Origin of the sequence: Lentzea sp. NBRC 105346 (assembly GCF_030269605.1) — a bacterium.
Classification (GTDB): Bacteria; Actinomycetota; Actinomycetes; order Mycobacteriales; family Pseudonocardiaceae; genus Lentzea.
In genome coordinates this window covers 636,589-657,276 of the sequence record NZ_BSTQ01000001.1, presented here as the reverse complement: position 1 = coordinate 657,276, position 20,688 = coordinate 636,589, and the positions used below count along the sequence as shown (strand labels likewise).

18 protein-coding genes are annotated in these 20,688 nt (G+C 69.1%); 8 read left to right on the top strand and 10 right to left on the bottom strand.

Annotated features, from left to right (window positions below; genetic code table 11):
• Positions 1-14: 14 nt before the first annotated feature.
• The 3 genes from QSK35_RS02505 to QSK35_RS02495 form a co-directional block, all read right to left on the bottom strand.
• Positions 15-440, bottom strand: a complete 426-nt coding sequence (locus tag QSK35_RS02505; protein WP_285741787.1) for an HIT family protein — start codon at positions 438-440, stop codon at positions 15-17.
• A complete protein-coding gene (locus tag QSK35_RS02500) occupies positions 437-1,126 on the bottom strand; it encodes a class I SAM-dependent methyltransferase (protein WP_285741785.1) in 690 nt (229 codons plus the stop codon). The genes QSK35_RS02505 and QSK35_RS02500 overlap by 4 nt, the downstream gene beginning before the upstream one ends.
• A gap of 91 nt (positions 1,127-1,217) precedes the next feature.
• Positions 1,218-2,012 (bottom strand): LLM class flavin-dependent oxidoreductase, encoded by a 795-nt coding sequence (locus QSK35_RS02495; protein ID WP_285741783.1) that lies wholly within the window; start codon positions 2,010-2,012, stop codon positions 1,218-1,220.
• A 391-nt stretch (positions 2,013-2,403) separates the two neighbouring features.
• Here QSK35_RS02495 and QSK35_RS02490 point away from each other — a divergent pair, with 391 nt between their 5' ends.
• The 6 genes from QSK35_RS02490 (at position 2,404) to QSK35_RS02465 (ending at position 10,909) form a co-directional block, all read left to right on the top strand.
• On the top strand, positions 2,404-3,387 hold the full coding sequence (locus QSK35_RS02490) for a tyrosine-type recombinase/integrase (RefSeq protein ID WP_285741781.1): 984 nt from the start codon (positions 2,404-2,406) through the stop codon (positions 3,385-3,387).
• A gap of 80 nt (positions 3,388-3,467) precedes the next feature.
• The gene (gene ku, locus QSK35_RS02485) at positions 3,468-4,277 is read left to right on the top strand and encodes a non-homologous end joining protein Ku (RefSeq protein ID WP_285741779.1); all 810 of its coding nucleotides are present in this window, start codon (positions 3,468-3,470) and stop codon (positions 4,275-4,277) included.
• A complete protein-coding gene (ligD, locus tag QSK35_RS02480) occupies positions 4,278-5,735 on the top strand; it encodes a non-homologous end-joining DNA ligase (RefSeq protein ID WP_285741777.1) in 1,458 nt (485 codons plus the stop codon).
• The gene (gene ligD, locus QSK35_RS02475) at positions 5,710-6,579 is read left to right on the top strand and encodes a non-homologous end-joining DNA ligase (protein WP_285741776.1); all 870 of its coding nucleotides are present in this window, start codon (positions 5,710-5,712) and stop codon (positions 6,577-6,579) included. The genes ligD (QSK35_RS02480) and ligD (QSK35_RS02475) overlap by 26 nt, the downstream gene beginning before the upstream one ends.
• A 38-nt stretch (positions 6,580-6,617) precedes the next feature.
• A complete protein-coding gene (locus tag QSK35_RS02470) occupies positions 6,618-7,688 on the top strand; it encodes a GrpB family protein (RefSeq protein ID WP_285741774.1) in 1,071 nt (356 codons plus the stop codon).
• Positions 7,688-10,909: a GNAT family N-acetyltransferase gene (locus QSK35_RS02465; RefSeq protein ID WP_285742450.1), complete on the top strand. Its 3,222-nt coding sequence runs from the start codon at positions 7,688-7,690 to the stop codon at positions 10,907-10,909. The genes QSK35_RS02470 and QSK35_RS02465 overlap by 1 nt, the downstream gene beginning before the upstream one ends.
• Here QSK35_RS02465 and QSK35_RS02460 read toward each other — a convergent pair.
• The 5 genes from QSK35_RS02460 to QSK35_RS02440 all read right to left on the bottom strand — a co-directional run bounded on the left by QSK35_RS02460 (position 10,854) and on the right by QSK35_RS02440 (position 16,836).
• A complete protein-coding gene (locus tag QSK35_RS02460; protein WP_285741772.1) occupies positions 10,854-11,546 on the bottom strand; it encodes a hypothetical protein in 693 nt (230 codons plus the stop codon). The two genes, QSK35_RS02465 and QSK35_RS02460, sit on opposite strands and share 56 nt — an antisense overlap.
• Positions 11,543-13,189 carry an ATP-binding cassette domain-containing protein gene (locus tag QSK35_RS02455; RefSeq protein ID WP_285741770.1) on the bottom strand — a complete coding sequence of 549 codons (1,647 nt, stop codon included), beginning with the start codon at positions 13,187-13,189 and terminating at the stop codon, positions 11,543-11,545. Before QSK35_RS02455 ends, QSK35_RS02460 begins: the two co-directional genes overlap by 4 nt.
• Entirely contained in the window at positions 13,186-14,061 is an 876-nt protein-coding gene (locus tag QSK35_RS02450) for an ABC transporter permease (protein WP_285741769.1), read from the bottom strand. The genes QSK35_RS02455 and QSK35_RS02450 overlap by 4 nt, the downstream gene beginning before the upstream one ends.
• A 115-nt stretch (positions 14,062-14,176) precedes the next feature.
• A complete protein-coding gene (locus QSK35_RS02445; RefSeq protein WP_285741767.1) occupies positions 14,177-15,127 on the bottom strand; it encodes an ABC transporter permease in 951 nt (316 codons plus the stop codon).
• Positions 15,124-16,836, bottom strand: a complete 1,713-nt coding sequence (locus QSK35_RS02440) for an ABC transporter substrate-binding protein (protein WP_285741765.1) — start codon at positions 16,834-16,836, stop codon at positions 15,124-15,126. The genes QSK35_RS02445 and QSK35_RS02440 overlap by 4 nt, the downstream gene beginning before the upstream one ends.
• A gap of 79 nt (positions 16,837-16,915) precedes the next feature.
• Between QSK35_RS02440 and QSK35_RS02435 the strand changes: the two genes are divergently transcribed.
• Positions 16,916-17,743, top strand: coding sequence for a M55 family metallopeptidase (locus QSK35_RS02435; RefSeq protein WP_285741763.1), 828 nt, complete (start codon positions 16,916-16,918; stop codon positions 17,741-17,743).
• Positions 17,744-17,781: 38 nt separating this feature from the next.
• Positions 17,782-19,068 (top strand): M20/M25/M40 family metallo-hydrolase, encoded by a 1,287-nt coding sequence (locus QSK35_RS02430; protein WP_285741762.1) that lies wholly within the window; start codon positions 17,782-17,784, stop codon positions 19,066-19,068.
• Here the strand turns inward: QSK35_RS02430 and QSK35_RS02425 are convergent.
• Complete coding sequence (locus QSK35_RS02425; protein WP_285741761.1) at positions 19,065-19,643, bottom strand: pyridoxamine 5'-phosphate oxidase family protein; 579 nt, start codon at positions 19,641-19,643, stop codon at positions 19,065-19,067. The genes QSK35_RS02430 and QSK35_RS02425 overlap by 4 nt on opposite strands.
• 156 nt (positions 19,644-19,799) lie before the next feature.
• On the bottom strand, positions 19,800-20,597 hold the full coding sequence (locus tag QSK35_RS02420) for a hypothetical protein (protein WP_285741760.1): 798 nt from the start codon (positions 20,595-20,597) through the stop codon (positions 19,800-19,802).
• Between the last annotated feature and the right edge of the window lie 91 nt (positions 20,598-20,688).

Here is a 20,688-nt window from a genome sequence, read left to right as displayed (position 1 = left end):
ACCGGTACGAGCCGTCACGACCCGGCCATGACATCTGTCATGCCCGCCCGCAGCGAGTCGCACAACGCCTCGATCTCCGCGGCCGGCCACAACGGACTCTCCACCCACGTCCAGTCCAGCTCCGGGGGAGTACCGGGATGACGCACGAACACGTGCTGATGAAAATGCGCCACCCCGCGCCCCACGATGCACGAGAACACGAACAACGGCTCCAGCACCGCCTTCAACACCCGCGCCGCCCCATGCGCGGCCCGCGCCACCGCCACCACTTCATCCGGCGTCAGCTCATCGAAGTACGCCACATGCCGCCGCGTCTCCACCAACACATAGCCAGGAAACCCAGAACCAATGTGCGACACCACAACGAGGTCGTCGGCCCACAACACCGGACCGACCAGATCACCCTCACCGCGATGCTTCGCACAGATCGGGCACGTCATCCCGCGACAGCCTTGAAATACAGAAACCGCGGCTTCGTCGTCAGACTCTCGTACGTCCGCGGATCCACCTGCTCGCACTCCGGCAACGGCATCGGCTCCACCATGTCGTGCACCACGAAACCCGCCTCCCGCAACGAAGCGAACACCGAACTCAACGGCCGGTGGTAGTACTGCACCACCATCCGCTCACCGGCCACCACCCACTCGTCGGTCACCAGCTCCGTCGAGAAGTAGTTCGGCAGGTCGAACCACCGCCAGTCCTCACACGGATGATGCACCGACATCACCAGCACCCCGCCCGGCCGCAACACCCGGTGCAGCGAGGCCAGGGGAGTGGACCAGTCCGGCAGGTAGTGCAACACCAACGACGCCGTCACCACGTCGAACGAACCATCGGGAAAGTCCAGCGGCTCCGCCAGATCCGCCCACACGAACTCCGCCGGCCACTTCGACCGCGCGATCGACAACAACACCGAACTGCTGTCCACCCCGACGACCGACGCACCCCGCTGTGTCAACGCACCCGTCAGATGACCCGCCGCACACCCCACGTCCAGCACGCGCTTACCCGCCACATCACCGGCCAGCGCCAGAATCGTCGGACGGTCGTACAGGTCGTTCCACGGATTGCGAGCCGAGTGCTCGGCGTACGCGGCACCCTTCTCGTCGTACACCCCGATGCCCATGAAGATCAGGCTAGCCATCCAGCATGATCAGCAACCCGATTCCGCCGAACACCAGCGGAAGGATTACCCCTGGGCCGAAAGTGACACTCTGTTACCGCGGGGGACCGGCCGCGATGTTCCGGCGCAATTCGTCCACCGAGGACTTCCAGCCGTCCAGCAACAACCACGTCGCGCCCGCCTCGGCATAGGCACCGACGAGATCCTTCTCCGGCAGCGCCCCGCCACCCCAGATCGCGAGATCACCGTCCGCGGGACCGCCGGCGGCCACGAACTCGGCCTTCATCTGCTTCGCCTGCTCCGGTGTCGGCACCGCGAACCCGGTCTCGTCGTCGCGCATGATGGGGAACAGGCCCGCCGCGTCCTTCGCCGCCAGGAACGGCACCTTGCGCGGCCACAGCCCGCTGGCCCAGACCGGCACGTCCACCGGCGCGAACCGCACCCCGGACGCCTGGAAGTGCTCGCCGTCGTGCTGAACCTCCTCGCCGGACAACAACTTCTTGACCAGCTCGACGCCTTCGGTGAGGCGGCTCGCCCGCCCCTTCTGCGGCGGTTCGCCGAACGACGAATAATCGCGGGGGACACCCATACCGACGCCGAGGATCAGCCGCCCGCCGGACAACCGCTGCAACGTGCTCGCCTCGTGGGCCAGCTTCCACGGCCGGCGCCGCGGCACCGGCGTGATCATCGGCCCGAGGGTGATCGTCGAGGTCCGGGCGGCGATGGCGCCCAGGGTGACCCAGGGGTCTGCGACGAGCGGATCGCCGATGACGTGGTCCCACATGAAGAAGCCGTCCCAGCCGGCCGCCTCGGCGGTGACCGCGAGTTCGCTCAGCACAGCGGGATCGCCGTAGGCGCCATAACAGGGGACGTAGATCGCGAAACGCATGTGGAGGAGTGTGCCTGACGCGTCCTGATCCACGTTACTTGACATAATGTAGATTATCGGCGTAATACGTGACCTGCGAAGATCGTCCCAGAAGGGGCTTCGCAGAGCATCTGCAGGCGTCTCCGACGGGCAGGTCGGCGGCCCCTGCAGATGCCCGTGCGCTTGAGCCCTCGGCGATGCCGGAGCGCGGTCGGCATCGATGAGTCGTCTAGAACACGCACGGAAGTGCCGTCTATTACGCGTGGATTCCCCGCAAATCCCGCCGTTATCCCCACCGGTTCAGAATCCGGCAAAACGGACGTTTCATGCATAATCGCCATTATCCAGCACAACTCCCCTGTGCCCCGCCATGATCAACTTCGAGGGGTGCGGTGCCGGAACTGTCAGACCCGTGCGGTACAAGATCAGTGTGCAAGTGCTCGCCGCTCAGGACAGCTTCTTCCTCGCCCGCCGACCGAGGAAGGACTCCCCGCACACGACCCTGGCCTACCAGCGTGATCTGGCCGGGGTGAACGCCCTGCTCGCCTCCGCGCTCCAGGTCGATGTCACAGAGCTCGACGTGAGAGACCTGACCGGCGCGAACCTGCGCATGGCGTTCGGCGTCTTCGCCGACACCCACGCGAAGAGCTCGGTGCTGCGCGCGTGGTCGACGTGGAACCAGTTCCTGACGTTCTGCGTGGCCGAGGACCTGCTGGCGGGCAACCCGATGGGCGCCGTGGCGCGACCGAAGACCCCTCCCCTGGTCCCGAAGCCGCTGCGTGGTGAGGACACCCCGGAGCAGCTGCTGTCGGCGGCCGCGGAGGGTGCCCGCAAGGGGCGGGACCCGTGGCCGGAGCGGGACGTCCTGGTGCTCGCTCTGGGGCTGGTCGCGGGGCTGCGATCCGCGGAGATGCGGACGTTGACGCTGGCGTCGATCGTGGGCCGGCCGGGTGAGCAGCGGCTGCACGTGCGGGGCAAGGGCAACCGCGACCGGTCGATCCCGATCGAGTCGCCGATGGAGCGCATCATCACGGCGTACCTGGAGTCGTGCCGGCGGCGGTTCCCGCAGGGGCGGTTCGACCGGGACTCGTCGTTGCTGCGGGACCGGCATGGTGAGCCGATCGGGCGCGGTGGGCTGGAGTACCTGGTGAAGTCGTGTTTCCGCTGGGCGGGGCTGCACGACCGGGTGCCGACGGGCGCGAACCTGCACGCGTTGCGGCACACGTTCGCGACGCGGCTGGCCGAGGACGGTGCTTCGGCGAGCGAGATCATGGCGCTGCTGGGGCACGCGTCGCTGGCGACGTCGCAGAACTACATCGAGGCGACGGCGCGGGAGCGGCGGGCGGCGGTGGCGGCCAACCGGACGTACCGGGCGCTGAACGCAATGGAGTCATGAGCTTCCGGCAGATCCAAAACGTTAGGCCATGTGGGTGACACTGTAGTGCGAAAATCCCATTTCAGGGGTACTCAGTTGTCATGAGATCCGTGTGGCGTGGGGCTATCTCCTTCGGTCTGGTGACCATCGCCGTGCGCCTCTACTCGGCGGTCGAGGAGCACGATTTCCGGTTCAATCAGGTGCACCGGGAGGACGGCGGGCGCATCCGGTACAAGCGGGTGTGCCAGGTGTGCGGCAACGAGGTGGAGTACTCCGACATCGCGAAGGGGTACGAGCTGGACGACGGCCGCATGGTGATCATGGATGACGAGGACTTCGAGAAGCTGCCGGTGAAGACGGACCGGGCGATCGACGTGCTGGAGTTCGTGGACGCCGAGGAGATCGATCCGATCTATTTCCAGTCGACGTACTACCTGGAGCCGGACAAGGCGGCGGCGCGGCCGTATGTGCTGCTCAGGGACACGCTGACGAAGACGGGTCAGCTGGCGATCGTGAAGATCACGATGCGGCAGAAGGAGAAGCTGGCGACGATCCGGGCTCGGGACGACGTGCTGGTGTTGCACACGATGTTGTGGCCGGACGAGATCCGCAAGGCGGAGTTCGACTTCCTGGACCAGGACATCGAGGTGCGGCCGCAGGAGTTGAAGATGGCGACGTCGCTGGTGGAGTCGATGGCCGGGGACTTCGATCCGACCGAGTTCAACGACGAGTACCGCAACGCGCTGGAGCAGGTGATCGCGGCGAAGGCCGAGGGTGCGGAGTTGCCCGAGCAGCCGGAGACCGAGGACAAGGGTGAGGTCATCGACCTGATGACGGCGTTGGAGCGCAGCGTCGAGAAGGCGAAGGCCGGGCGGAAGAAGCCGACGAAGAAAAAGGCCAGCTCCGCGTAGATGGCGGGGCTCGACGAGTACCGCCGCAAGAGGGATCCGGCGAAGACGCCGGAGCCTGTCCCCGGTGATGACACGGCGTTGCCGAAGGGGAACAACGACACGTTCGTGATCCAGGAGCATCATGCTCGCCGGTTGCACTGGGATGTGCGGCTGGAGCGGGACGGGGTGCTGGTGTCGTTCGCGGTGCCGAAGGGGTTGCCGCCGACGCCGGGGACGATTCGGCTGGCCGTGCACACCGAGGATCACCCGCTGGAGTACGCGACTTTTCACGGTGAGATCCCGAAGGGCGAGTATGGCGGCGGGCGGATGTTCATCTGGGACCGCGGCCGCTACGAGACGGTGAAGTGGTCCGACCGTGAGATCGACGTGGTGTTGCACGGTGAGCGGACGCAGGGCGAGTTCGTGTTCTTCCAGCGGGAGCACGGGTCGAAGGACTGGATGGTGCGCCGCCGGCACGAGGCGGCGCGGCCGGACTGGCAGGAGCTGCCGGAGTCGCTGAAGCCGATGCTGGCCTCCCCCGGTCCCCTGCCGCCGGATGACGACGCGTGGGCGTATGAGTTCAAGTGGGACGGGGTGCGGGCGGTCCTTCTGGTCGAGGGTGGCCGGGTGCAGGCGTTCAGCCGGGTGGGCAATGACGTGACGGCGACGTATCCGGAGCTGCAGGGGCTGGGTGAGCAACTGGGGGCGACGCAGGCGTTGCTGGACGGGGAGATCGTCGCGATCCAGGGTGGGCGGCCGAGTTTCGCGGCGTTGCAGCAGCGGATGCATGTTGTGCAGAACGCGGCGCAGGCGCGGCGGGCGATGAAGTCGACGCCGGTGACGTTGCTGGTGTTCGACCTGTTGCATCTGGATGGGCGGCCGATGCTGAACGTGCCGTTCGCGAAGCGCCGGGAGCTGCTGGAGGGGTTGGAGCTGCGCGGTCCGCATTGGCTGACTCCCCCGTCGTATCGGGGTGAGGGTGCGGCGGTGCTGGCGGCGAGCCGGGAGCAGGGGCTCGAGGGGGTGGTGGCGAAGCGGCTGGACTCGGTGTATCTGCCGGGTCAGCGGTCGCCGCACTGGCGGAAGGTCACCGATCTGATGGCGCAGGAGGTGGTGATCGGCGGGTGGCGTCCGGGTGAGGGTAAGCGGCAGGGGGTGATCGGGGCGCTACTGCTGGGTATCCCGGAGGGTGGCGGGCTGCGGTTCGTCGGGAGTGTCGGGACGGGGTTCGGTGACGCGGAGCTGCGGGTGCTGACGGAGCGGCTGGGTGCGCTGGACCGGAAGAAGTCGCCGTTCGTGACCGAGGTGCCGCGGGAGCGGGCGAAGGGTGCGCGCTGGGTGCGTCCTGAGCTGGTCGCCGAGGTGGTGTTCCGGCAGTGGACGCCGGATGGGCGGATGCGGTTCCCGGCGTGGCGCGGGTTGCGGCCGGACAAGACGCCCGAGGAGGTGGCCGTTGTCGACCACGGTGGTGAGGGTTGAGGATCGGCAGCTGAAGCTGACGAACCTGGAGAAGGAGCTGTACCCGGAGTACGGGTTCACCAAGGCCGAGGTGATCGACTATTACCGGCGGATCGCGCCGGTGTTGTTGCCGCACTTGAAGGATCGGCCGGTGACGTTGCGGCGTTTTCCGAACGGGGTGGGTGGGGAGTCGTTCTTCGAGAAGAACGTTCCGCAGCATGCGCCGGAGTGGGTGCGGACGGTGCGGATCGAGACTCCTGGTTCGAGCCGGGGTAACGACTACGCGGATTTCGTGATGGTCGACGATTTGCCGACGTTGGTGTGGCTGGCGAATCTGGCGGCGCTGGAGCTGCATATTCCACAGTGGACGTCGGGGCCGCGTGGTGGGCGGCGGGATCCGGATCTGCTGGTGTTCGACCTGGATCCGGGTGCGCCGGCGACGGTGGTGGAGTGCTGCCGGGTGGCGCAGCGGTTGCGGGCGGCGCTGGAGGACGACGGCGTGGACGCGTGGGCGAAGACGTCGGGGTCCAAGGGGATGCAGTTGTACGCGCGGGCTCCGAGCAAGGACACGTCGGCGTATGCGAAGGAGCTCGCGCAGCGGCTGGCGCGGGAGACGCCGCGGGAGGTGGTGTCGACGATGGCGAAGGCGGCGCGGACCGGGAAGGTGCTGATCGACTGGAGTCAGAACAATCCGGCGAAGACGACGGTGGCGCCGTACTCGTTGCGGGCGCGGGAGCGGCCGTCGGTGTCGGCGCCGATCACGTGGGACGAGGTCGAGGAGTGCCGCTCTCCCGATGACCTGGTGTTTCTCGCTGATGATGTGTTGGACCGGGTGAAAACCCTCGGCGATCTCTTCGGTAGTTGATATTCTGGCCGACTGCCTACCTGGGGAGGAATGGGATCGTGTCGGACATCTATGTGGGCGGTCGGCCGAAGTTGAACGCGACGGTGGACCTGGCGGACTACTCGCCGGGGTGGCCGTCGTTGTTCGTGCGTGAGGAGGCGCGGATCCGGGAGGTTCTCGGTGATGTCGTGCTGCTGGAGCACATGGGGTCGACGTCGGTGCCGGGGCTGGCGGCGAAGCCGATCATCGACATCATGATGGTGGTCGCGGACGCCGAGGATGAGGACTCCTATGTCGTTCCGCTGGAGAGCGCCGGTTATCGGCTGACGATCCGGGAGACCGACTGGCACGGGCACCGGTTGCTGAAGGGGCCGGACACGAACATCAACCTGCACGTGTTTCCGGTGGGGTGTGCGCAGATCAAGCGGCATCTGCAGTTCCGGGACTGGTTGCGGACGCATGACGACGACCGGTTGTTGTACGAGCGGGAGAAGCGTGCGCTGGCGGCGCGCGAGTGGGAGTACATCCAGGAGTACGCGGACGCGAAGGGGGCGGTGGTCCGGGAGATCCATGATCGGATCATCCGGGCGTCGATCGAGCCGTCGTCGCCGGTCGAGCATGTGGTGCCGCGCGAGAAGCTGAACTCGACCATCCACATTGCTCCGTATTCGGAGTCGTGGCCGGCGTTGTACGCGGAGCTTTCGGGCCGGATCCGTGCGGCGCTCGGTGATGGTGTGCGGGTCGAGCATGTGGGGTCGACGGCGGTGCCGGGGCTGGCGGCGAAGCCGGTCATCGACATTCTGCTGGTGGTGCCGGATTCGGCTGATGAGTCGTCCTATGTGCCCGCGTTGCAGGCGGAGGGGTTCTGGTTGTCGCACCGGAGTCCTGGGCACCGGCTGCTGAAGCGTTCGGATGTCGAGACGCACGTGCACGTGGTGTCCCCCGGTGCCGAGGACATCGATCGGCTGCTGGTGTTCCGTGACCAGCTGCGGGCCGATGCCGATGATCGGGCGTTGTACGAGCAGACGAAGCGTTCGCTGGCCGCGCGGGTGTGGGAGTACGGGCAGGACTACGCGGACGCGAAGGCGCTGGTGGTGGAGCAGATCATCTATCGGGGCCTCTGTTCGTGATGTGGTTCGGCCTGCTGGGGCCGGTGCAGGCGCGGCTCGCCGACGGGACGCTCGTTCCGATCGGTGCGCCGCGCCTGCGCGCTCTGCTCGCGATGCTGGTTCTGGACGCCGGGACCGTGGTGAGTCACTCCCGGTTGATCGACGGGCTCTATGGCGACGATGTGCCCGCGAACGCCTCGAACGCGTTGCAGTCGCAGGTGTCGCGGTTGCGGCGGCTGCTGCCCTCGCTGGTGGTCGAACACAGTGTGGCCGGGTATCGGATTCCCGCCGCGTCGGTCGACATTGCCGAATGCCGTGCGGCCCTGTCGAACGGACGCGTCGCCGAGGCGCTGTCGTTGTGGCGCGGTTCGGCATTGTCGGACGTGGACGCGCCGTTCGTCGCCGACGCGCGGGCGCAGCTGGAGGAACTGCGACTCTCGGTCCTGATGGCGTTCGGCGATGTCGAACGGCTGACGGAGGCGGTGCGGGAGCATCCGTTGCACGAGCCGCTGCGCGCGGCGTTGATGCGGGCGCTGGCTCTGGCGGGCCGGTCGGCGGAGGCGCTGGAGGTGTTCTTCGAGGCGCGGCGGTTGCTCGCCGACGAGCTGGGGGTCGACCCGTCCCCCGTGCTCGCGGCCGCGCACCTGGAGGTGCTGCGTGGTTCGCAGCGGCGGCTGCCGGCGCAGCTGACGTCGTTCGTGGGGCGGGCGGACGACGTGCGGCGGGTCGGGAAGTGGCTGGGCGAGTCGCGTCTGGTGACGCTGATCGGTCCCGGTGGCGCGGGCAAGACGAGGCTCGCGATCGAAACCGCTGGTCAGGAGCCTGACGATGTGTTCTTCGTGGATTTGGGTGTGGTCAACGGCCCGTTGACGCGACCAACCGTGGCACCGGAAGCAACCTCGGGCGTCCCGCAAAGAGGAAGCGCGGGGGGCGGGCCAGGGGCGGTGGCCAGAGCGGTGCTGTCCGCGGTGGGCGTGCGGGAGGCCGGTCTGCTGTCGCCGGGTGGACCGGTCGACCCGATGGATCGGTTGGTCGCAGCGCTGGCCGACCGGCCGGTGCTGCTGGTTGTGGACAACTGCGAACACGTGGTGGCCGAAGCCGCTACCGTGGTGGACGCGCTGCTGGCGGCGTGCCTGAATTTGCGGGTCCTCGCCACGAGCCGCGAAGCGCTCGGCATCACCGGCGAGACGCTGTGCCCGGTCCCGCCGCTGGAGCCGGCGCCGGCGGTGCGGTTGTTCACCGACCGGGCCGTGGCGGTCCGCCCGGACGTCGTGCTGGACGCCGGTGTGGTCGAGCGGATCTGCGCGGCGCTGGACGGCATGCCGCTGGCGATCGAGCTCGCCGCGGCGCGGGTGCGGTCCCTGCCGCTGACGGAGATCGCGGCGCGGCTGGACGACCGGTTCGCGTTGCTGTCCCGCGGCAGCCGCACCGCGGCGCCCCGGCACCGCACACTGCAGGCCGTGGTCGAGTGGAGCTGGGATCTCCTCACACCAGCCGAACAGCGGCTCGCCGCCCGGCTGACGGTGTTCACCGGTGGCGCCTCGCTCGACGCCATCGCCGCCGTGTGCGGGTCGTCCGATGTGGACGCTCTGGTCGAGAAGTCGTTCGTGGAGTTCACCGGTGACCGCTACCGCATGCTCGACACGATCCGCGCGTTCTGCGCCACCCAGGAAACGGGCATTTCGGATGAAACGGACAGAACGCACCACGCTCGGTACTTCCTGGACCTGGCGCGCGAAGCGGAGCCGCACCTGCGGCGCGGCGAGCAGCTCGAGTGGCTACGGCGGCTCGCGGCGGACCACGACAACCTGACGGCCGCGGTGCGGTGGGCGATCGGGCATGATCACCGGCTCGCGCTGGAGTTGATCGCGGCGCTGACGACGTACTGGTGGTTTCGCGGTCTGCGCACGGAGGCGGCGCGGCTGGCGGATGAGTTCCTGCGCGCCACGGGCGAGAAACCCTTGCCGGGCATGGAGGTCGAGTACGCGATGGCGTTGCTCATCGCGTGGCCGGTCGCGGTCGGCGACCAGCGGGCGCGGCGCGCGCTGACCGAGCGGCTCACGGGTGCGATGGTCGCGCCGCCGCGGTATCCGATCATGACGATGATCTGGGGTATGGCGACGGGTGCGCCCACCGGCGTCGGCGAGGACCAGATGGAACGCCGCTACGAGCTGCTCGGCGACGACCCGTGGAGCCTGGCGCTCGCGGACCTCGGCGCGGGACTGCAGGAGCAGAATCCCGTTGCCGCGCAACGGAAACTCGCGGACGGCGTGGAGCGGTTCCGGGCGATCGGGGATCGGTGGGGTGCGTCGCTCGGGTTGTCACAGCTGGCCGAGATCGCGTTGCGCGAAGGGCGGCCGCGGGAGGCGATCGCCAAGGCCGACGAGGCGCGGGAGCTGATGGAGCAGCTCGACGCCGCCGAAGATCTGGCGGACCTGTTGTGCACACGCGCGAGGGCCGCGGCCGCGCTCGGGGAGGACGCCGATTTCGACACCGCGGTGCGGCTCGCACGCCGGGCCGGGGCGAACGCGTCGCTGGCCAACATCCACCTGGCGATGGCGGAGGTCGCGCTCGGCCGGGGCGAGCTCGGTGCGGCGCGGGAGTTGTGCGACCTGGCATGGTCGGAGTGCCCGTCCGGGTGGTACGGGCCGGAGCAGACCCGCCTCTACATCCAGCTCACCCGCGCCCGCATCACCGATGACCGCGTGATGTTCACCGACGCACTGAGCAGGGCCCGTGCGCTGCGCGACCACGTGGCGATCAAGGCGATGAGCGGCCGGGTCGTCGAGCTCGACCTCACCGACGACGAGGTCGCCGCACGCGTGCACCGCATCCAGCTGGCCGCATACCGGATCGAAGCCGGCCTCATCGGCAACGACAACATCCCGCCATTGCACGAGTCCCTCGACGAGATGTGCGCGCAGCCGCTCACCTGGATCGGCGTGACCGGCGACGACGGCCTGCCGGTGGCGTTCCTCGCGTACGACGGGACCGACATCGACCGGCTGTGCGTCGACCCCGCGCACTTCCGCCGCGGCCACGCCCGCGCGCTCGTCACCGCGGTGCCGCACGCGACCACCGTCGCCACCGGGGCGCTCAACACCCCGGCGATCACCCTCTACGAACGCCTCGGGTTCGAACGCGCCGGCACGATCGAACCCGAACCGGGCCTGCTGATCGCGACCTTCACGAGACCAGCACCCGCCACCACAGCCACAGCGGCAGCCGGCGATGCGGGATGAACGTCCACAGGTCGTCCTCCGCCTGCTGGTTGGGGTAACGGCGCAGCACCTCCAGGCACTCCGGCGACACCACACCGTGAATCCGCAACACATGTGCCAGCGCCGTCGCGCCCTGCTCGCGCACCTCGATCCGGTTGTGGTCCATCGCGCGCGCCACGAACGGCAGCACGATCCACGGGTCCGGATAGGACATCGCCAGCCCGATCACCGACACCCCGACGAGATCCTCGTCGCGGGCGAACGCCGCGGCGACGTCCTCCGGCCGGTCGGTGCCCATCAACGCCGAGAACGACCGCCAGTTCATGCCCTCACCACGCATCGCCCGGTCCAGCAGGAACCGCTGCCGCCCGTCGGACCGTTCGCCCGTGCCGCTCCAGTCCGCTGCTAAGTAACGCCACACCGCCGCCGTGTCGCCCCGCGACGTCACCGCGAGGACCCGGCACAACTCCAGGATGTGCTCCGGCTCGGTCGCCTCGGCCAGCTCGCCCAGCACACCGGGCGGTTGACCGAGGTCGTTCCACAGCCACCACGCGAGCGTCGGCACGTCGTGCACCTCGACCCAGCCGTCGGCGCCGCCGCGGCCGATCTCCGCAGGCGTCAACGCGGCCCGGTACCGGGCGTGTTCGATCGGGATCACGCGCGTGTCGTGCTCGGCACCGCGGCCAGCAGCCTGCGCGTGTACTCATGACGAGGGTCCAACAGCACCTGTTCCACCGTGCCCTGTTCAACGATCCGGCCTTGGTACATCACGGCAACCCGGTCCGCGATGTTCCACGCCAGCCCCAGGTCGTGCGTGATGATCAATGCTGCCAGCTCGAGTTCGCGCCGCAACCGGAGCAGCAGCGCCAGGATCTCCCCGCGCACCGAGGCGTCGAGCGAGGCGACCGGCTCGTCGGCGATCAGCAACCGCGGCTGCAGCGCCAGTGCCCCGGCGATCACCACCCGCTGCTGCTGCCCACCGGACAGTTCGTGCGGAAGGGACGAAAGGTACACCTCGGCCGGACGCAGTTCCGACCGCTCGACAGCGTCCTTGACCAGCGATTCCTCATCGCCGGGAATGCCGTGGATGCGCAGGCCCTCGGCCACCGCCTCGTACACGGAATGCCGTGGGTTCAACGCGCTCGACGGGTCCTGCAGCACCAGCTGCACCTGCCGCCGGTACGCCTTCAACGCCTTGCCGCCCGACGGGATCGGAACCCCGTCGAAGATCACCCGACCGGAGGACGGCCGCTGCAGACCCATGATCGTCCGCGCCAGCGTCGTCTTCCCCGACCCCGACTCCCCTACCAACGCCACGATCTCGCCGCGCCCCACCTCCAGCGACACGCCGTCGACCGCCATTGTCGAACCGAACGACACACGGAGGTCCTCAACCGACAACAAAGTCGGCAACGTCGAACAGCGTTCGACATAGCGGAACTCCGGCGCGCCGACCGTCGGGAACGCCGCCGCCAAAGCCGCAGTGTGCGGATGCGCGGGCGATGCGATCACCTCGGCCGCGCGGCCCCGTTCGACGATCTCGCCCTGGTGCATCACCGCCAGGTCGTCGCACGTGGTCGTCAGCACCGACAGGTCGTGACTGATCATCAGCAGACTCAGCCCGCGCTCGGCCACCAGACGCCGCAACAACCCGAGCACCTGCGCCTGCACGATCACGTCCAGCGCCGTCGTCGGCTCGTCCGCGATGATCAACCGCGGCGAGCACGCCAGCGCCATCGCGATCATCACCCGCTGCTTCTGGCCGCCCGACAGCTCGTGCGGGTACGACCGCGCCTTCGCCGCCGGCAGCTCCACCTGGTCCAGCAGCTCGGCCACCGACCCGGACACCCCGTGCAGCGCCATCGGCTCGGCGATCTGGTCCCCCACCCGGCGCACCGGGTTCAACGCGTGCATCGCCCCCTGGAACACGACCGACGCCTGCGCCCACCGCGCCGCCCGCAGCCGGCCCCACGACATCGCGCCCACGTCCTGGCCGTCGAGCAACACCTCGCCGCTGACCGACGCAGATTTGGGCAAAAGTCGCAAAACAGACAAACCGACCGTGGTTTTGCCGGACCCGGACTCGCCCGCCAGCCCCAGCGTCTGCCCCTCGGCCAGCGACAGCGACACGTCCCGCACCGCGGCGCGCGATCCATAGTGGACGGTGAGACCGCGCAGCTCCAAGATCGCCGCGGAACCGGAACCGGAACCGGCGTCCGAGTCAGAGCCGGAGCCGGAGCCGGAGCCCGGATGAGAGCCGCAAGCGGAATTGGCGGCCACAGCCGCGGTGTCGGGCGTCATGATCGCAACCTCGGGTTGATCACCGTCTCCAGAGCCCGCCCGACCAGCGTGAACGCCAGCACGAGCCCCATGATCCCCAGACCCGGCGGCAGCAGGAACCACCACGCCTCCTTCGAGACCGCGCCGAACAGCTGCGCCTGGTGCAGCAGGGTTCCCCACGACAGGTGCGTCGGGTCACCCAGACCCAGGAACGCCAGCGTGGACTCCGAGACGATCGACGACGCGACGGCCAGCGTGGTGTTCACCAGCACCAGCGGCAGCACCGCGGGCACGACGTGGTGAGCGATCACGTGCAGGTGCCCGCCGCCCAGGGCGTGCGCGCGCTCGACGTACGGGCGCGCCTCCACGGCGAGGGTCTGCGCGCGCACCACCCGCGCGGTCGCCGGCCAGGAGGTCAGGCCGATCGCCAGCACGATCGTCCCGAGGCCGCGCGGCAGCACCGCCGACAGCGCGATCGCCAGCACCAGCTGCGGGACGACCAGGAAGAAGTCCGTGACCCGCATCAGCGCCGAGGCCGGCCAGCCCCGGAAGTGACCGGATGCGATCCCGACGAGCGTACCGATCGCCACGGACAACGCCGCCGCCGTCAGCCCCACCAGCATCGAGGCGCCCGTGCCGTTCAGCACCAGCAGCGCCACCGACCGTCCGGTGTGGTCGGTGCCCAGCCAGTGACCCGGCCCCGGCGGCTCCCACGCGGCCGCCTCCACCCGTGTCACGTCCAAAGCGGACGCACCGGTCAGCAGCGGCCCGAGCACGGCGACCGCCACCGCCACGCCCAGCACCACCAGACCGGCCACCCCGGAACGCTGGGCGGTGAACTCCCGCCACCCGGAGCGTAGCGCCGTCCTCCGACGTTCCCAGACGACGCTCACCGAAGTCCCGTCCGCCCGCTGCCCCCCGCGCTTCCTTCCTCGCGGAACGAATTCTGGCACGCAAAAGTTGCGGGGAAACGCGACAAGCGCGAGTGAACGGCCCGTTCACGCCACCTCATGCCGCACGCACCCGAGGATCGAGCACCCCGTACAGCAGGTCTGCCAGCAGGTTCATCACCACCACCGCTCCCGCGGTCACCACCAGAAGTCCTTGCAGCAACGGCAGATCGAGCCCGGACAGGGCGTCGTAGAACAACAGCCCCAGCCCCGGCCACGTGAACACCGTCTCCGTCGTGATCGCCCCCGCCACCACCAGCCCCAGATGCAGGAACACCAGCGTCACCGCCGGCAGCAGCGCGTTGGGCACCGCGTGCCGGCGCCGCACCAGGTCGTCACGCAGGCCCTTGGCCCGCGCGGTCGTCAGGTACGGCGCGTGCATCTCCTCCAGCATCGACGACCGCATCACCAGCTGGTACTGCGCGTACACCACCGCCACGAACGTCACCGACGGCAGCACCAGGTGATGCGCCACGTCCAGCGACTGCGACACGAAGTCAGGGGCGGTGTCCGTGTCGCGCATACCCCGGCTGGGGAACAGGTCCCCGGTGGCGATCATCAGCAGCATCCCGAGCCAGAACGTCGGCGTCGACCACAACGCCAGCGCCACCGACGTGGACACCCGGTCGAACGTCGAGGCACGCCGCCACGCCGACCGGATCCCCAGCCACAGCCCCAGAATCACCGCGATCACCGTGGAGGTGCCGACCAGCAGCAGCGTCGGCCCGACCCGCTCGCCGATCACGTCCAGCACCGGCCGGTTGTAGGAGAACGACTGGCCCATGTCGCCGTGCAGCAGCCCGCCGGCATACGACAGGAACTGGACGAACAACGGCTTGTCCAGCCCGTATGAAGACCGCATCGACGCCAGCATCTCCGGCGTCACCGGGCGGCCCCGCGCCCACGAGACGACCGGGTCGCCGGGGATCACCCGGAACAGGAGGAACCCGAGGACGACGATCATCCCCAGGCTCACCCCCGCCCCCAGGAGCTTCCCGGCGATCCTCACTCGCGCTCCTCCGCCGTCACCCGGCGCCGCCGCGCCACGAGCACCCCGGACACCAGTACCAGCACAGCCACCACGGCGATCCCGATCACCACACCCGAAACCCCACCCGACGAACTCGCCGCGAGAGCGGGCACCGCACCGTAGTAACCCCACACGCCGTTCTGGGCCATGATGACGCCACCGTTGGCGGGCTGAACGGGAAAACGAGAGAACCGGTCGCCCCGATACGCCTCCAGGGCGTTCTCGTACGACAGCACGACCGAGGGCACCTGGTCGTAGAACCGCTCCTGCATCCGCTTCACCAGATCGATCCGGCGAGCCTCGTCGAACTCCGAGAGCTGCTGCGCGTACAGGGCGTCGTACTCCGCATCGCAGAAGTACGAGTCGGTCGTGCCACCCGTCCCGTCCGGGCCCGGCCGCTGCGCGCACGTGTGCAGCCCCAGGATGAAGTCCGGGTCCACGTTCGCACCCCACCCGCTGAACGCCAGGTCGTACGTCGCCGCGGTCGTCGCCTGATTCAGCTGGTCGTCCGACACCAGCTGCACCTCGGCGCGAATGCCCACATCGGCCAGCGACGTCTTGATGTACTCCGACGCCTGCTCGTCGTACGCACGGCCCGAGCGGCCCATCAGCCGCAACGAGAACCGCGTCCCGTCCCGCAGCGGATATCCGGCCGCGTCCAGCGCCGCCCGAGCCGCCGCCGGGTCGAACGCCCGGCGCCGCGCCGGCTCCCAGTGGTACTTCTCGAACACCGGCGGCACGATCCCGGTCCCGATCTCCGCGTACCCCAGCGACACCCGCTTGACCAGGCTCTCGAGGTCGATCGACTGCGCGATGGCCCGCCGCACCCGCACATCGCGCAGAACGGGGTTGCCGTCGCCGATGAACTGACCGGACTTGTTCTGCGCGCCGGGGTTGACCAGCAGCTCGTTGAACCGGCGGCCGCGCGCCTTGTTGCGTTCGACGCCTTCCTTGCCCTGCAACGAGTCGAACTGCGCGGGCGCCATCCGGTTGACCAGGTCGATCTCGCCCTTGGCCAGCGCCTGCACCGCCGCGTCGGAGTTCTTGAAGTACACGAAGTGCAGCTCGTCGTACTTCGGCGCGCCGCGCCAGTAGTCCTTGTTGGCCTTGAGCTTGATGAACTCGCCGGGCTTGTGGTCGGTCAGGATGAACGGCCCGGAGCCGACGACCGGGAAATCCTCGTTGCGGTAGTTCTTCAGGTCCGAGACAGAGGACCACTTGTGCTCCGGGACGATCGGGACGTCCAGTGCCGTCATCGTCACCTGTGGCGCCTTGGTCTTGATCACCACGGTCTGCTCGTCCGGCGCGGTGACGGACTCGAAGTTCGCGACGTAGCTGCCGTTCGCGGTGCGCGCGGTCTCGTTGGTCAGCATCAGGTTGTAGGTGAAGGCGACGTCGCGCGAGGTGATCGGCTGCCCGTCGCTCCACTTCTTGCCGCCCGGCACGGTGAACGTCCACGTCAGCTTGTCCGGCGACGGCTCCCACTTCGCCGCGACCGCCTCCACCACGCGCTGGTCGTCCTGCGCGTAGGTGGTGAGCGGGTCGTACATCAGCCGGCCGATCTCCGTGCTCGACTGGAACACCGCGAGGAACGGGTTCATCGAGTCGATCTGCTGCACGATCGCGACCTTCAACGTGACGGGACCGTCCGCTACGGCCGGAACACTCCCTGTGAACGTGAAGGCCATGACGGCAGCCGTGAACCTGAGCGCTATCGCCCGCATTGTGTGACCCCTCTCCCCAGCGATCACGGGCTACGTTACTCGGGTGCGGATCATGATCTCGGCGGACATGGAAGGCGCGTCGGGCGTCACGTGGACAGCGGACGTTCTACCGGGAACCGAGCAGTGGCAGCGGTTCCGCAAGCTCCTCACCGGCGACGTCAACGCCTGCGTGCGCGGCCTGGCGGCGGCGGGCGCGACCGGCGTGCTGGTCAACGAGGCGCACAGCTCACAGCGCAATGTCCTGCTCGAGGACGTCGACCCGCGCGCCCGGCTGCTGACCGGCCGCCACAAGCCCCTGTCGATGATGCAGGGCGTCGACACCGGCCTGGACGGCGTGGTGTTCCTCGGCTACCACGCCGCCGCCGGCGCCCAGGGTGTGCTCGCCCACACCTACCTGGAGAACTCGATCACCGGCGTGTGGCTCGACGGCGTGCACGCCTCCGAGGGCAGGCTCAACGCCGCGCTCGCCGCCGAGTACGGCGTGCCGGTCCTGCTCGTCACCGGTGACGACCGGACCTGCGAGGACGCCGCGGACTACGCGCCCGGCGCCGAGCTCGTCGCGGTCAAGGAGTGCGTCAGCCGCTACGCGGCGATCTGCCTGCCGCCCGAGGTGTCCGCCGAGCGGATCGCCGAGGCCGCGACAGCCTCGATGCACCGGGCCGGACGCGGCAGCGGCATCGTCGAGGCACACCGCATCGAGGTCGAGTTCGACGCCGCGCACCTCGCCGACGCCGCCGCGGTCATCCCCACCGTCGAGCAGCTCGCAGTGCGCCGCGTAGGGTTCGACGCGCCGTCGATGACCGAGGCCATGAAGGCGTTCAAGATCGTGACCGCCATCGCCGCGGGCGCGATCGAGGGCATCTACGGATAGTCAAGATTCCACCTGACGCGGACAGATACGGTTGAGGTATGACGACCGATGTCGTGGACCTGTGCGCGCGGCTGATCCGGTTCGACACCACGAACCGCGGCGGCGGCGCGTCGGAGGGCGAACGGGAGGCCGCCGAGTTCGTCGCCGCCCGCCTGGACGCCGCGGGCGTGCGCCCGACCCTGCTGGAACCGGCGCCGCGGCGCACCAACGTGCTCGCGCGCATCCCCGGCACGGACCCGGAACTGCCGGCGCTGCTGGTGCAGGCGCACCTCGACGTCGTGCCCGCCGACCCGGCCGAGTGGACCGTGCACCCGTTCTCCGGTGAGGTCCGCGACGGCTACGTGTGGGGCCGCGGCGCGGTCGACATGAAGGACATGGCCGCGATGACGCTGGCCGTCGTCGCGGACTGGGCCGCGACGGGCCGGCGGCCGCGGCGCGACATCGTGCTCGCGTTCGTCGCCGACGAGGAGGACCAGGGCGAGTTCGGCGCGCACTGGCTCGTCGAGCACCACCCGCAGTACTTCGCCGGCTGCCAGGCCGCGATCAGCGAGTCCGGCGGCTTCTCGTTCCACGTCGACGGGACCCGGCTCTACCCGATCGGCGCCGCCGAACGAGGCACCTCGCACCTGCGGCTCACCGCCACCGGCCGCGCCGGGCACGGTTCGCGGCGCAACCCGTCCAACGCGGTCACCAAGCTCGTGCAGGCCCTCGCCCGCATCGCCGCCTACGAACACCCGGTCCGGCTGTCGCCCGTGGTCGAGGCGTTCCTGGTCGGCGCGGGCAAGGCACTGGGTGTCGAGGTCGACCTCACCGACGTCGACGCGACCATCGCCCGCCTCGGCCCCGCCGCCGCGCTGGTGGAGAACACCGTGCGCAACTCGACCACGCCGACCATGCTGCAGGCCGGGTACAAGGTCAACGTCATCCCCGGCACCGCCACCGCGCAGCTTGACGTGCGCACCCTGCCCGGCACCGTCGACGAACTCGTCGACACCATCGACTCGCTGCTCGGCCCGGACGTCACCCGCGAGTTCCTCGAACACCAGCCGCCCGTGCAGGCGCCGATCGACTCGCCGTGGTTCACCGCGATGACCGCCGCGCTCGTCGACGAGGACCCCGGTGCGGTCGTCGTCCCGTACTGCCTGGGCGGCGGCACGGACGCCAAGGCGTTCAGCCGGCTCGGCATCGACTGCTACGGCTTCTCACCGCTGTCGCTGCCGGTCGGGTTCGACTACCGCGCCATGGCGCATGGCGTCGACGAACGCGTCCCGGTCGACGGCCTGCACTTCGGCGTGCGCGTGCTGGACCGGTTCTTGTCGAGCTAACGCGGCGGCAGCGGCAGGGGCAGCGCGGGCAGCCCGTCGATGCTGGAACCGTTGTGGTCCTTGGACTCGCAGTACGCGCGGAACTCCGCATCGGACGTGCGCCCGAAGTAGTCGGCGTGCAGCGAGCGCTCCTCGCGGTAGTCCATGAACGGCACCGCGAACCCGCACGTGTCGCTGATCAGCTTGGCCGTCACCACGATCACCGCGCGCAGCCCCGGACCGTCGGCCGCGGGCGGGAACCGCGCGATCAGCTCGTCGAACCGCGGGTCGTCGCGGAACACCGGCTCACCGCGCCCGTGCACGCGCACGATGTTCGGCGGACCGTCGAACGCGCACCACATCAGCGTGATCCGCCCGTTCTCCCGCAGGTGCGCGATCGTCTCCGCGTGGCTGCCGCCGAAGTCCAGATACGCCACGGTGCGCTCGTCGAGCACCTGCCACGTGCCCGCGCGGCCCTTGGGTGAGAGGTTGACGTGGCCGTCGCCGTCGAGCGGCGCGGACGCCACGAAGAAGATCTTCTGGTTGTCGATGAACTCGCGCAGGCGGCCGTCGATCCGCTCGTAGGTCTTACCCATGTCCTCCAGTATCAAGCGGAACCCGCCGCAGATAGGCCACGACGTCGGCCATGTCACCCGGCCCCTCCCACCCGCGTTCACCCCGGAAACGCTATGGGGGGAGCTTTGCAAGCGGTCAGCGCTGGCAAAGCTCCCCCCATAGCGTTTCCGAAACGGTCAGGCAGCCGGGAAGTCCTTGCGCTTGATCTTCGCCCGCCGCCCGTCCGGGTGGTGGAACACGATCCCCTCGGCCAGGTGCCCCGGCGCGTAGCGGCTGTCCAGCTCCGCGAGGAAGTCCCGCAGCTCGCCGTACGTGCGCGGCACCTCCGTGAACACCGGCGCCGCGGTGTTGAACGGCACGCACAGGTGCTCGTCCAACGCCAGCGCGTTGCCCTGGATACGCGGCCCGAGCGCCTCACACGGGTGCTCCCCGTCCGGCCACGCCGACACGTCGGTGTTGTTCGCCGCCGTCAGGATCCACTTGTCCTCGGCGGCGTCCGCCACGGTGTCGACGTACCAGCCGTCGACGATCCCCTGCGCTTTCTGCGCCTTCGACGGGTTGCGCCGCTTCTCTACCCGCACCAACTGCCCGGCGCGGACGGTGAGCCGGACGTTGGTCCCGTCGAGCTTCTCCGTCCCCACCCCGGCTCCGTCGAACACCCACGCGCACTCGGCGCGCGGCCGGTCGACGACCTTGAACCGCTCGTCTCTCTCGAAGAGCGTCGGGATCTTCTCCATGACCCGTTTCCCCCTGTTGACGTGCCCCAGTAGTTCCTCGTGCGTGATCACCCCGTTCGCGAGCCCACTCGCCAGCGACCGGACCAGGTCGGCCACCGACACGTTCGCGTCCACCGCGACGTGCTTGAGCGCCTTCTTCTCCTCCGGCGAGATCCAGGCGACCAGTCGCGACCACCCCTCGGGCGGGGTCCATCGCTGCAGCGTCTCCGGGTCCTTGCGCGGTCGTCCCCGTGTCACGACGGAGACCCTACCCGACTGTTGCCAATTGGCATAACAGAAATTCGTTCCACCAGATGGTCCCCTTCGGATGGCGGATGACAGACGGGCC